We start from the raw sequence: 12,373 nt of genomic DNA, 5'->3' as shown, positions 1-12,373 counted from the left end.
CCGGGCCGACGTCGCACCGTCGGGTCCGGACCCGGATTCAGTCGCCGTCGATGAGCCGCTGGAGGCCGGGGACGTACAGGTCCGCGAGTCGGTCGGGGGGTGTGCGGCCCCCCACTCCGTCCGGCCGGTGCAGGCTCAAGGTCGCTCCCAGGTCCAGTAGTTGACCGGCAATCAGCTCGGCGCGCACCTGCCGGTCGGCGCCGGTCAGGAGCGCGGCCGGCCGGTCGGTGACCTGCTCGCGGAAGTGCTCGCGCAGCAGGGTGCGTTCGTCGTCGTTGCCGAGCGAGAACACGCCCCGCAGCAGCGGATCCCCCGGAGCCGGTCGCGCAGCCGGACCATGGTGAGGACCAGGTGCCGCCCCAGTGCCTCCGGGGGCCCCGCGAACAGGGCGTCGGCCGCCGGCCGGAAGTCGGCGACCGTGTTGAACAGGGCCTCCTTGCTGCCGAACCGCTTCACGATCAGCGACGGGCTGACACCGGCGTCGGCGGCGATGCCGCGCATCGTCACCTCGGCGTAGGGGCGCAGCGCGAACGCCCGGCGCGCGGCGCTCCACAGCACGAGGACCAGGTCGAGCAGGCCGAGGGCGGCCGAGGCCCGGAACATCGTGTGCCAGTCGAAGTTCTCGATGACCACCGCAGCCACCGGGAGCCCGATCGCCGCGCCGATGCCGAGGGTCGAGCTCATCAGCGCGATCGAGGACAGCACCCGCTCGGCCGGCAACTCGTCGCGGATGATGCTGATGCCCAGGGGGATGACGGCCGGCGCCGCGCCCTGCAACGCCGCCGACACGACGCACGACGATCCACCGCCGGCTGATGAGCCGGACGACGAGCCGGCTGACGTGCCGGACGACGAGCGCGGCCCGAGAGACGGCTCCCGAGGTCTCTTGCGAGGGCTCTTCCGAGAGAACTGAAAAAAGTTCGGGCGAGGATGTCGAGAACCCGTGCCCGGCTCCGTCCCTGCCATGAACGCGGCCAGAATGGTCGCACCGGCACAGAGGAGAGACATCATGGCGAAGTACCTGCTGCTGAAGCACTACCGGGGCGCCCCGGCCGCCGTCAACGACGTACCCATGGCCCAGTGGACACCGGAGGAGATCACGGCCCACGTGCAGTACATGCACGACTTCGCGGGGCGGCTGGAGGAGACGGGCGAGTTCGTGGACGGTCAGGCGCTCGCCCCGGAGGGGGAGTGGGTCCGCTACGACGGAGAGGGCCGCCCGCCGGTCACCGACGGTCCGTTCGCCGAGACCAAGGACCTCATCGCCGGCTGGATGATCATCGACGTCGACCACCACGAGCGCGCCGTCGAACTGGCCGGGGAACTGTCCGCCGCCCCCGGCGCGGGTGGCAGGCCGATCCACGAGTGGCTGGAGGTCCGCCCGTTCCTGGCCGCGCCGCCCACCATCACGGAGTGACCTCGCCCATGAACGAGGCCCTGCTCCGGAGCCTCACCCCGAGCGTGATCGGGATCCTCGTCCGCCGCGGAGCAGACTTCGCGGCGGCCGAGGACGCCGTGCAGGACGCGCTGGTCGAGGCGGTCCGCGTCTGGCCGTCCGACCCGCCGCGGGACGCGAAGGGCTGGCTGGTCACCGTGGCCTGGCGCCGGTTCCTCGACGCCACCCGATCGGACGCCGCTCGCCGCCGGCGCGAGGACCTCGTCGAAGAGGAGCCGGCCGCGGGACCCGCGTCCGCGGTGGACGACACACTGCGGCTGTACTTCCTGTGCGCCCACCCGTCGCTGACGCCGTCGTCCGCGGTCGCGCTCACGCTGCGCGCCGTGGGCGGGCTGACCACCCGCCAGATCGCCCAGGCCTACCTGGTCCCCGAGGCGACCATGGCGCAGCGCATCAGCCGGGCCAAGCGCACCGTCTCCGACGTGCGCTTCGACCGGACCGGCGACGTCTCCACCGTGCTGCGCGTTCTCTACCTGGTCTTCAACGAGGGCTACTCCGGCGATGTCGACCTCGCGGCCGAGGCCATCCGGCTCACCCGGCAGCTCGCGACCGTGATCGATCACCCCGAGGTGGCGGGGCTGCTCGCCCTCATGCTGCTCCACCACGCCCGGCGCGCCACCCGGACCACGTCCGACGGCAGCCTGGTGCCGCTCGCCGAGCAGGACCGCGGCCGCTGGGACACCGACTCGATCGCCGAGGGCGTCCGGATCCTGCAGGCGGCCCTCGCCCGCGACCGGTTGGGCGAGTTCCAGGCCCAGGCCGCCATCGCGGCGCTCCACGCCGACGCGCCCACCGCCGGGGAGACCGACTGGGTGCAGATCGTCGAGTGGTACGACGAACTCGTGCGGCTGACCGACAGTCCGGTCGTCCGCCTCAACCGCGCGGTGGCCGTGGGCGAGGCCGACGGACCGCGCGCCGGCCTGGCGGCGCTCGCCGAACTGGACGGGTCCGCCCCGGGCTCCTCCGGCAAGGCGCACCCCCTGCCCCGCCACGCCGCGGTGGCGGCGTACCTCCACGAGCGCGACGGCGACCTGGTGACGGCGGCGCGGCTGTACGCCGAGGCCGCGGCCAAGGCACCCAACCTCGCCGAGCGCGACCACCTGACCCGCCAGGCCGCCCGGCTCAACGCCCTCGGCCGTCGCTGACGCGCCGCGGTCCGGCCGCCGGTCGCGCCGGCTGACGCGCCGGCTGACGCGCCGGCGGCCGATCGGCCGATTGCGCGGCCGGGCGGGGACGGTCAAGACGGACCGTGTGATTCCGGACAGGTTTTCGAAGCCGTGTGCCCAAGGGGGCGGCCCGGGCATCGGCGCGGCGGGGGAGCGGGCCGGCGGGGCGGGGCGGCCCGGGAGGGGCGCGCACGGCGGGCCCGTACACGGTGCGCGCGGCCTTGGACGCGGCGGAATGTCCCGCAGCGCGCGAATGGCCGATATTCGCCCCGTCGGTCCGCTTTCGGGTGGGCGCGTAACAGGACTGACAAATCCGTACGCTACGGTAACTTCGCTGTCTGTCACCAGCGAATGACAGCGGAACACTGCGCCTTTCCGCCGGAGCGATATGTGCTGCCCGCGTGCGCCCATTACGGAGTGAAAATTGAGCTCGCACAACTTATACAGCCGCATGGAATCCATCGGATCCCATATGCCGGCCACCACGCTGACCACCCGGGAACTCATCGGCCGAACCCCGAACCTTCGGGGCGTGGACGTCGAGAGGATCACCGGAGTCGCCGAGAGGCGGACCTACGACCCGCGTCCCGAGACCGGCGAGGACTCGTTCGGATTGGCCCTGAGCGCCGCGCGCGAATGCCTCGCGGCATCCCGGTACGAGGCCGCCGACCTGGACATCGTCATATCGGCGTCGATCACCCGCTTCAAGGCTGCCGACCGCTTCTACTTCGAACCCTCCTTCGCCGGTTCCCTCGCCCGGGACCTCGGCGCCCGCTCCGCCCTGCACTTCGACGTCTCCAACGCCTGCGCCGGGATGATGACCGGCGTGTACGTCCTCGACCGGATGATCCGTTCCGGGGCGGTCCGCAACGGCATGGTCGTCAGCGGCGAGCAGGCGACCCGCGTCGCCGAGACGGCGGCCCGCGAGATCGGCGACTCGTACGACCCGCAGTTCGCCTCCCTCTCCGTCGGCGACTCCGCCGCCGCGGTCGTCATGGACCGGTCCGCGGACGAGGCCGACCGGATCCACTACGTCGACCTGATGACCTGCGCGGAGTACTCGCACCTGTGCATGGGAATGCCGAGCGATCGCACCGGGGGAATCGCGCTCTACACGGACAACAAGAAGATGCACAACAAGGACCGGCTCGCCCTTTGGCCTCGATTCCACGGTGATCTGTTGTCCAAGAACGGCCGGGATTTCGCGGCCGAGGAATTCGACTACATCATTCAGCACCAGGTCGGCGCCCGATTCATCGACTACGTGAACCAGACGGGCGAGGCGGAGTTCGGCACGCCCATGCCCACCTCGCTCGCCGTCGTGGAGAGGTACGGCAACACCGCCACCACCTCACACTTCCTGACGTTGCGTGAACACCTCGCCGCGGGCACCGCCCGACGCGGTGCCACCTTCCTGATGGTGCCCGCCGCCTCCGGCGTGGTCACCGGAGCCCTGTCGGCCACCGTCACCCACCTGGGGGTCTGAACCATGGGCATGATCATCACCGCCGCGGGCACCGCCACCGCCACCGTCGACAGCCACGGCACAGCGGACGGCCGCGCCACCGGCGACCACGCCGCGGACACCCGAGCGGCCTCCTCCGTGGAACTCGCCGGCCGGGCCGCCCGCGACTGCCTCGACCAGACCGGTCTGTCCCCCTCCGCCGTCGGCGTCCTCGTCAACGTGGGCGTCTACCGGGAGTCCAACACCTTCGAACCGGCGCTCGCGGCCCTGGTGCAGAAGGAGGTCGGGATCAGCCTGGACTACCTCGTGGATCCCGCCGCCGGCTTCTCCTTCGACCTCATGAACGGTGCCTGCGGCGTGCTGAACGCGGTCCAGGTCGGTCAATCCCTCCTCGACACGGGCAGCACCGAACGCCTCCTGGTCACCGCCGCCGACGTACACCCCGGCGGCGACGCACGCCGAGACCCCGACTACCCGTACGCGGACCTGGCCGGCGCCCTCCTGCTGGAGCGCAGCGCCGACCCCGACGCCGGATTCGGCCCCGTACGGCACTACACGGCCGACGGCCCCACCGACACGGAGGGCTACCTGGACACCGCCGCCATGGGCGCCGAAGGCCGGACCCTGATCACCGTGCGACGCTCCCCGGACCACGACCGCCGGCGCGCCGAACTCGCCGCCACCGCCGTCGCCGACTACGCCGCCGCGTACGGGCTCGACCTCGACCGCACCCTGGTGATCGGCCCGGGCACCGAGGCGGACGCCCTTCCCCCCGGCGAGACGGGAGAACCGCACACCGCGGCCCCCGTCCTCGGCTACCTCCACGCCATGGCGAGCGGCCTGCCCGAGGACTGTGACCAATTGCTGTTCGTCACCGCCGGCGCCGGCCCCAGCGCGGCCTGCGCGAGCTACCGCCCCGAAGGCCGGTGATCCGGTGACCACCGCGAGCCGACGACGCACCGACACCCGGGCGCCGGCCCTCGGCGCAGCCGAGGGCCTGGCCGCCCGTCTGGAAGGCAACGCCCGAGCCTTCCCGCACAAGCCGGCCGTCATCCACCCCGACGGGGGCCGCGAACCCGACGGCCGCCCCCGCTACCGCACCCTGAACTACGGCGAGTTGCAGCAGGAGGTCGAGCGACTCGCCCACGGCCTGACCCACGCGGGCATAGGCCGGGGCACCAGGACGGTGCTGATGGCCCCGCCCGGACCCGAGCTGTTCGCCCTGGTCTTCGCCCTGTTCCGGATCGGCGCCGTCCCCGTCGTCGTCGATCCCGGCATGGGCCCGCGCCGCATGCTCCACTGCTACCGGGCCGTGGGCGCCGAGGCCTTCATCGGCCCGCCGCTCGCCCACCTGGTGCGCGTCCTGGGCCGCCGCACCTTCGAGGCCGTGCGGATCCCCGTCACGCTGGGCCGCCACCGCCTGTGGGGCGGTCACACCCTGGCGCGCCTGCGGTCCGACCCCGGCCCGCGCACCGCGCCCCCCGCCGTCGGCGGGGACGACCTGCTGATGATCGGCTTCACCACGGGAAGCACCGGCCCCGCCAAGGGGGTCGAGTACACCCACCGGATGGCACTCGCGATCGCCCGGGGCATCGAGGACGCGCACGGGCGCACCCGCGACGACGTCTCCCTGATCACCCTGCCCTTCTACGGCATGCTCGACCTGGTCTACGGATCCACGATCGTCCTCGCCCCGCTGGCGCCGGCGAAGGTCGCGCACGCCGATCCCGACCTCCTCGTCGACGCGCTGGAACGATTCGCCGTCAGCACGATGTTCGCCTCGCCCGCCCTGCTGCGACGCCTCGCGGACCATCTCACGACCCGCCCGCACCCCCTGCCCGACCTGCGCTGCGTGGTGTCCGGCGGGGCGCCCGTGCCGCCCTCCGTCGTCGCCGTACTGCGGGACGTCCTGGACGAGAAGGCCCGGATCCACGTCACCTACGGGGCCACCGAGGCCCTCCCGATCACCTCGATCGAGTCCGAGGAGATCCTCGCCGAAACGGCCGCCCGGGCCGCGCAGGCCGCCGGAACCTGCGTCGGCCGGCCCGTACCGGGCACCCTCCTGCGGATCGCGCCCGTCACCGACGGCCCGATGCCGGCCCTCGCCCCCGGGTCGGACACGGACCCGGAGCCGGGGCGCGTCGGGGAGATCCTCGTGGCCGGGGACTCCGTCAGCCCCCGCTACCACGCCGACCCGCAGGCCGACGCCCTCCACAAGGTGTCCGAGAAGGTGTCCGAGGACCCGACCCGCGCGGGCCTCCAGCCGTCCGACGGGGTGGGAGCCGCGCCCCGCGCCTGGCACCGCACCGGGGACCTCGGATACCTCGACGGCAGCGGCCGGCTGTGGTTCTGCGGACGAGCGGCGCAGCGCGTGCGCGCCACCGGGCACGACCTCCACACCGTGCTCTGCGAGGGAGTCTTCAACGCACACCCGCTGGTCCGCCGCAGCGCACTCGTCGGCATCGGCCGGCCCGGCGCGCAGCAGCCCGTCGTCTGCGTGGAGACCGAGTCCCCCCTCGACGCGGACGCCTGGCGCGACCTCGTCGTCGAACTGCGCGCATCGGCCACCCACCACGTCCCGGAGCTCGGGTCCGCGCCGTTCCTGCGCCACGCGGGGTTCCCCGTCGACATCCGACACAACGCCAAGATCGGCCGCGAGGAACTCGGCCGGTGGGCCGAACGCCGCCTCGCGCCCCCGGCACCCCCGTGGTCCCGCGCAGGCGCCCCGAAGCTGATCCCGCTCGCCGGCTGGGCCTACCTGCTCGGCGGAGCCGTCCTGGCCGCCACCGACACAGCGCCCGACGTCCCCGTCCTGCACTGGCTGTGGTGGATCGACGCCGTCCTCAGCGTCGGCGTGCACGCCGCGCAGATCCCCCTCGCCCTGCCCCGGGCGCGCGCGGCCGGACACGGGCGGGCGGCCGCCGTCGCCCTCACCATGCTCTACGGCGCGACCTGGTGGCGGACCCTGTGAACATCCTGATCACCGGGGCCACCGGCTTCCTCGGCGGCCACCTCGTCGACGCCTGCCTGCGCGAGGGCCATCACGTACGCGCCCTGGTGCGCGAGGGCAGCGACACCGCACGGCTCGGTTCCCTGCCCGGTGTCGAACTCGCCGTCGGCGACCTGACGGACGAGGACTCGCTGCGCGCCGCCGCCGCGGACCGCGACACCGTGCTGCACAGCGCCGCCCGGGTCGTCGACCACGGCAGCCGCGCCCAGTTCCACGAGGCGAACGTCGCCGGCACACGGCGGCTCATGGACGCCGCGCGGGCCGCCGGCGCCGGCCGGTTCGTCTTCGTCTCCAGCCCCAGCGCGCTGATGCGGATCCGCGAGGGCGACCGCCTCGACATCGACGAGTCCACCCCCTACCCGGACCGCTTCTTCAACCTGTACTGCGAGACGAAGGCACGCGCCGAACAGGACGTACTGGCCGCCCACACCGAACGGTTCACCACCGTCGCCCTGCGCCCGCGCGGCATCTGGGGGCCGCGCGACCATGCCGGCTTCCTGCCCCGCATGATCGGCGCGATGCACGCGGGCCGGCTGCCCGACCTGTCGGGCGGCAAGCGGGTCCTGGTCTCGCTGTGCCACAGCGACAACGCCGTGGACGCCTGCCTGCGGGCAGCCACGGCACCGGCCGGACGCGTGGGCGGCCGGGCGTACTTCGTCGCGGACCGGGAGCGGACCGACCTGTGGGCCTTCCTCACCGAGGTCGGCCGGCTCCTCGGCTGCGCACCGCCGGGACCGCGGATCCCGCTGCCGGTCGGCCGCGCGCTCGCCGCCGCCGTCGAGACGCTGTGGCGGCTGCGGCCCGGTTCCGAGGGGACCACACCGCCGATGAGCCGCTACATGATGGCCCTGCTCACCCGATCCACGACGTACGACACCGGTGCGGCCCGACGCGACCTCGGTCACGAGGCGCCGCGCGGGCAGGCGGACGGCGTCCGCGAACTGGTGCGGTGGGTGGAGGACATCGGCGGAGTGGACGCGTGGACCCGCCCCGCGCCGGGGCGTTCCGACGAAGCCGGATCCCGCCCCGCGCCCGGGTGTTCCGACGAACCCGAGCCTCGCCCCGAGCCCGGGCGCTCCGGTGAATCCGCGCCAGGGCGTTCCGACACCACCGTGCCCGGGTCCGTGCGGGCGATCGGGTCCGCGGGAAGGCCCGCGTCCGTACCGCCGGCCCCCGCCGGTACCCGCACCGCACCCGCCCGTTCCGAGCGAGGAGGCACCCCGCGATGAACCAACCCCGACCCACCGCCGGTCACCGCTACCGGCGGCCGGTCTCGCCCACCGAGCGGCTCTACCTCGCCGCCGAGCACGCCCGCGGCGCCATGGCGCTGCGCATCCTCGTCGAAGGCGAGGGCGTGCCCGCACCCGAGCGCCTCCGGGCCGCGCTGGCCCGGGCCGCCGAAGCCGTCCCCGGCTCGCGGCTGGCCCGGCGGGGTCCGCTGTGGCACGCCGACGGGCCGTTGCCCCGCGTCCGGTACGCCGACACCCGCTCCGCCGCGGCCTTCGACGTCGCGACGGCGGACACGGCCGCCCTGTTGTACGGCCCCGCGCGGCGGACCGACCCGCCCGGCTGCGAGGTGCTGGTGGTGCCCGGCCGGGCCACCCCGTCCACCGAGGACGAGGGCGCGGCGCCGGGCACCCGCACCACGCTGGTGTTCAGCGTCTCGCACGCCCTGATGGACGGCCACGGCGCCCTGATCTGGGTGCGCGAGGTCTTCCGGGCGCTGCGCGGGGACCAGGCGCGACCCGCCCTGGCGCCCGACACCGACCGGGGACTGCTGCGTCGGCTCGGCGCCGGCGACCGCCGTCCCACGCTGCCGCCCGACCGCCCGTCGCCCCTCGGCCGCGCTGCGGCCGGCCCCCCGCGGACCCTGTGGCTGCGCAGGACCCTGCCCGGTCACCACTCGGCCCTCACGGCCCGCCTCGCCCAGGCCGTGACCGACGCCTCGGGCCGGACCGGCCGGGTCATGGTCCCGGTCGACCTGCGCCGGCACCGCCCCGGCGTCACGGCCACCGGCAATCTGACGCTGCCGCTGTTCCTCGACCTCAGCCCCGGCGACGACTGGACCGGCCCGCACCTCACCCTGCTGCGGGCCCTCGCCGAAGGGCGTGAACTGGCCTCCGGCTTCGAGTCGGCCCTCGCCCCGCTGCCGCTCGCCGCCTCCGCCCTGTTGTTGCGCGCAGGCCAGGCCGCCACCGGCCGCGCCGACCGCCACCTCGCCTCGGCCGTCGTGTCCCACCTGGGCCGACTGGCCCCGGAGGACTACAGCGGAGGGGGTTTCACGGCCACGACGGTCTATGCCCTGCCCGTCCACGCGCCCCTGGTACCCGTCTCGTTGGTCGCGGCCGAGACCCCCGCGGGGACCGAGCTGACGATGGGGGTACGGGGCGGCCCCGATCTCGCGACCCGCGCGGAACGCTTCCTGGACCGGGCCCTGGCCCGTATCGCACCCGCGCCCGAGCCGTCGTCCCCGACCGTCCCGTCCACCACCTTCCCGCCCCGACCGGTCCCGCCCACCACCGGGGCCACGGGGACCACCGTGGTCGAGCTGTTCCGCGCGCAGGCCGCCCGGGCACCCCACGCGATCGCCCTCGACGGGCCCGAGGGAGAGGTCACGTACGCGGAACTCGATCGCCGCTCCGACGCCGTCGCCCGCGAACTGGCCGACCGCGGCGTCGTCCGCGAGGACCTCGTCGGACTGATCGTGGACCGGTCGCCGGCGGGCGTCACCGCCCTCTGGGGCATCCTGAAGGCGGGCGCCGCCTACGTGCCCCTCGACCCCGCCCACCCCGGTGAGCGGATCAAGGAAGTCCTCCAGGAGTGCGGCGCCCGGCTCTGCCTGACCCAGCGCCACCTCGCCGACGCGCTGACGGTGTCCGTACCGTGCCCGCTGATCCTGACCGAGGACGTCCTCGACGCCCCCGGCGCGCCCGGCGGGGCGCTGCCCCCGGCCCCCGGGCCCGGGGATCTGGCGTACGTCATGCACACATCCGGTTCCTCCGGGCGTCCCAAGGGGGTGCGGATCGAGCACGGCGGCCTGACGGGCTTCGTCCGGTGGATGACCGACATGTGCCGGGTCGACGAGGACACCCGCTTCGGTTTCGCCTCCTCCTACGCCTTCGACATCTCGTGTTTCGCGTTGTTCCTGCCGCCGGCCGCCGGCGCGACCACCGTGCTCGCCCCCGAGGCCCCCTCCCGGGCGAGCCTGCGCCGTCTCGTGCACGACCACCGCGCCGACACCCTCGCGCTCACCCCCTCGCACCTCGCGCTCTTCGGGGACCGGGCAGCCGTACGCACCCTGCTGCTCGGCGGCGAGCCGCTGACGCCCGCCGCCGTGCGCTCGGCCCGGACCGCCTTCGGCCCGGACTGCCGGATCGTCAACGGTTACGGACCCACCGAGGCCACCGTGGCCTGCCTCGCGCACGTCGTGGACGGCGGCGAGACGACGGCCACCATCCCCCTCGGCGCCGCCGGTCCCACGGCCCGCGTTGAGCTGGTGGCCGAGGACGGCCGGGTGATCGGCACGGGGGAGGAGGACCACGGCCGGACCGGTGAGATCGTCGTCAGCGGCCTCCAGGTGGCCCGCGGCTACCTCGGTCCTCCCGACGGGACGCCCTCCCCGTTCGGCACCCGCCCCGATGGCGTGCGCTCCTACCGCACGGGCGACCTCGGGCGCCGACTGCCGGGCGGGGCGGTCGAGTTCGCGGGGCGCGCCGACGGGCAGCTCAAGATCGCCGGGCATCGGGTGGAGCCCGCCGAGATCGTCGCCGCGCTGGAGGCGCACCCCGCGGTGAGCCGCGCCGTCGTGGCCACGCGCAGCCGCCCCGGCACGACCACGCCGGTGCTGTGCGCCTACGTGGTGTCGGCGACCCCGGAGGAGCCGGTGGCCGCCACGGCCCCGGACGCCCCCGGCGCCCCGCGGGCACAGTGGGTCGACGACCCGGACCTGGCCGCGGTGCTGCGCGCGGAGCTGGCCCGGCGGCTGCCCGCCCACCTGGTCCCGGCGCGGATCACGACCGTCGCCGACATCCCCCGCACGGTCAGCGGCAAGGCGGACCTCGACGCGCTGCCCGACCCCTTCGCGGCGGGCGGGCCGGAGGCGGATCCCGCGACGGCGGGACCGACCCCGCTCCGGGACCGGGTCGCCCGTCACTGGGCGGCGATCCTCGGGGTGGACGCGGGGGCCCTCACGGCGGGCGCGGAGTTCCAACTCCTGGGCGGCGACTCCCTGGCCCTCGTCGAGATGCTCGACGCCGTCTCCTCGGACCTGCTCACCGAGGCCCAGGGGCGCTGGTTCATGAGCCGCCTCGAATCCCTCGTGCGAGACGTCACCCTCGACCACGTCTGCGCCCACGTGGAAGCCGCCCGGACAGAGGTACCCGCGTGATCTTCATAGGTGACGGAGCCCTGGTACGACGTGCCGTCACCCACGCCGCCGCGCGGGGCCACGCCGTCGACCTCGTCTGCTGCGAGGACCCGGGGGACGCCGCGGGCGCCCCGCACCTCGCCGCCGACGTCAACACACGGGCCGCGGACCTTGCCCGAGCCTCCACGGACGGCATCGTCTGGTCCCTGAACAACCGTCGGATCCTCCGCGCGCCCGTCCTCTCCCTGGGCCTGCGGATCCTCAACATCCACAACGGCCTCCTCCCGCGCCACCGGGGTCTGCCCTCGGTCGCGCTCCTCTTCGCCCTGCTGCACGGCGACACCGAGTACGGCGCCACGCTGCACGAGGTCGACGCGGGCATAGACACCGGGCGGGTCCTGGCGGACCGGCGGTTCCCGATCGGCCCCGACGACCGACACCACCAGGTCATGCTGCGGGGGATCCGGGCCTGCCGGGCGCTCTTCGAGGAGACGCTCGCGGCGGTCGTCGCCGGATCGGGCCTGCCCGCCGGGACCGTGCGGCCGTACGGACCGGAGACCTACAACGGCCTGCGCGCACTGGACCGGCTGTCGGAGCACCGGGACCATCCGGCGTTCGCCCGGGCCACGGACCTGGGGCCGTTCACGGTGCACGCCCCGGAGGTGGCCCGCGCCGTGGCCGCCGTACGGGGCGACGGCCGGGACCCGGCGCCGCCGCCGGCGTAGTCGTCCGCACGCACCGTACGACCCGCGCCCCCCGATGCGGTTCGTACGGTGCGCGAACGCGGGGTGCGCGGGTGCGCGGTGAACGCGGGTCGCCGGTGCGGGCGGTCGCGGGACGCGGGCTCCGGGCTCCGGGCGGCGGAATCCGGGGGGAATCCGGGCGCCGGTACCCCCAGGCCCCTCAGGAC

General features: G+C 74.6%; 10 protein-coding genes. 8 read left to right on the top strand and 2 right to left on the bottom strand.

The window, feature by feature from the left end; translation table 11 throughout:
* Positions 1–37: 37 nt before the first annotated feature.
* Together OG906_RS03900 and OG906_RS43580 are read right to left on the bottom strand one after the other, a co-directional pair.
* Entirely contained in the window at positions 38–292 is a 255-nt protein-coding gene (locus OG906_RS03900; RefSeq protein WP_329439983.1) for a TetR/AcrR family transcriptional regulator, read from the bottom strand.
* Positions 205–789, bottom strand: a complete 585-nt coding sequence (locus OG906_RS43580) for an MFS transporter (RefSeq protein ID WP_443067351.1) — start codon at positions 787–789, stop codon at positions 205–207. The genes OG906_RS03900 and OG906_RS43580 overlap by 88 nt, the downstream gene beginning before the upstream one ends.
* 220 nt (positions 790–1,009) lie before the next feature.
* Here OG906_RS43580 and OG906_RS03885 point away from each other — a divergent pair, with 220 nt between their 5' ends.
* The 8 genes from OG906_RS03885 to OG906_RS03850 all read left to right on the top strand — a co-directional run bounded on the left by OG906_RS03885 (position 1,010) and on the right by OG906_RS03850 (position 12,188).
* Positions 1,010–1,417, top strand: coding sequence for a YciI family protein (locus OG906_RS03885; RefSeq protein WP_267795920.1), 408 nt, complete (start codon positions 1,010–1,012; stop codon positions 1,415–1,417).
* Between the two features lie 8 nt (positions 1,418–1,425).
* Positions 1,426–2,601 (top strand): RNA polymerase sigma factor, encoded by a 1,176-nt coding sequence (locus OG906_RS03880; RefSeq protein ID WP_329447920.1) that lies wholly within the window; start codon positions 1,426–1,428, stop codon positions 2,599–2,601.
* Between the two features lie 472 nt (positions 2,602–3,073).
* Complete coding sequence (locus OG906_RS03875) at positions 3,074–4,108, top strand: 3-oxoacyl-ACP synthase III family protein (protein WP_329439980.1); 1,035 nt, start codon at positions 3,074–3,076, stop codon at positions 4,106–4,108.
* Between the two features lie 3 nt (positions 4,109–4,111).
* A complete protein-coding gene (locus tag OG906_RS03870) occupies positions 4,112–5,017 on the top strand; it encodes a hypothetical protein (RefSeq protein ID WP_329439978.1) in 906 nt (301 codons plus the stop codon).
* Between the two features lie 4 nt (positions 5,018–5,021).
* Entirely contained in the window at positions 5,022–7,058 is a 2,037-nt protein-coding gene (locus tag OG906_RS03865) for a fatty acid CoA ligase family protein (RefSeq protein WP_329439976.1), read from the top strand.
* Positions 7,055–8,326, top strand: coding sequence for an NAD-dependent epimerase/dehydratase family protein (locus OG906_RS03860; RefSeq protein ID WP_329439974.1), 1,272 nt, complete (start codon positions 7,055–7,057; stop codon positions 8,324–8,326). Before OG906_RS03865 ends, OG906_RS03860 begins: the two co-directional genes overlap by 4 nt.
* Entirely contained in the window at positions 8,323–11,484 is a 3,162-nt protein-coding gene (locus OG906_RS03855) for a non-ribosomal peptide synthetase (protein ID WP_329439972.1), read from the top strand. Before OG906_RS03860 ends, OG906_RS03855 begins: the two co-directional genes overlap by 4 nt.
* The gene (locus OG906_RS03850) at positions 11,481–12,188 is read left to right on the top strand and encodes a formyltransferase family protein (RefSeq protein ID WP_329439971.1); all 708 of its coding nucleotides are present in this window, start codon (positions 11,481–11,483) and stop codon (positions 12,186–12,188) included. Before OG906_RS03855 ends, OG906_RS03850 begins: the two co-directional genes overlap by 4 nt.
* The last annotated feature ends 185 nt before the right edge of the window (positions 12,189–12,373 follow it).

Source organism: Streptomyces sp. NBC_01426, from assembly GCF_036231985.1.
In the GTDB taxonomy this organism is placed as follows: domain Bacteria; phylum Actinomycetota; class Actinomycetes; order Streptomycetales; family Streptomycetaceae; genus Streptomyces.
The sequence above is the reverse complement of the archived record's forward strand: the minus strand, read 5'-3'. Positions and strand labels throughout refer to the sequence as shown.

Bases quoted from the DNA above. Each gene is read 5' to 3' on its own strand.
- OG906_RS03885 (WP_267795920.1), top strand. From the start codon at position 1,010: ATGGCGAAGTACCTGCTGCTGAAGCACTACCGGGGCGCCCCGGCCGCC.
- OG906_RS03880 (WP_329447920.1), top strand. From the start codon at position 1,426: ATGAACGAGGCCCTGCTCCGGAGCCTCACCCCGAGCGTGATCGGGATC.
- OG906_RS03875 (WP_329439980.1), top strand. From the start codon at position 3,074: ATGGAATCCATCGGATCCCATATGCCGGCCACCACGCTGACCACCCGG.
- OG906_RS03870 (WP_329439978.1), top strand. From the start codon at position 4,112: ATGGGCATGATCATCACCGCCGCGGGCACCGCCACCGCCACCGTCGAC.
- OG906_RS03855 (WP_329439972.1), top strand. From the start codon at position 8,323: ATGAACCAACCCCGACCCACCGCCGGTCACCGCTACCGGCGGCCGGTC.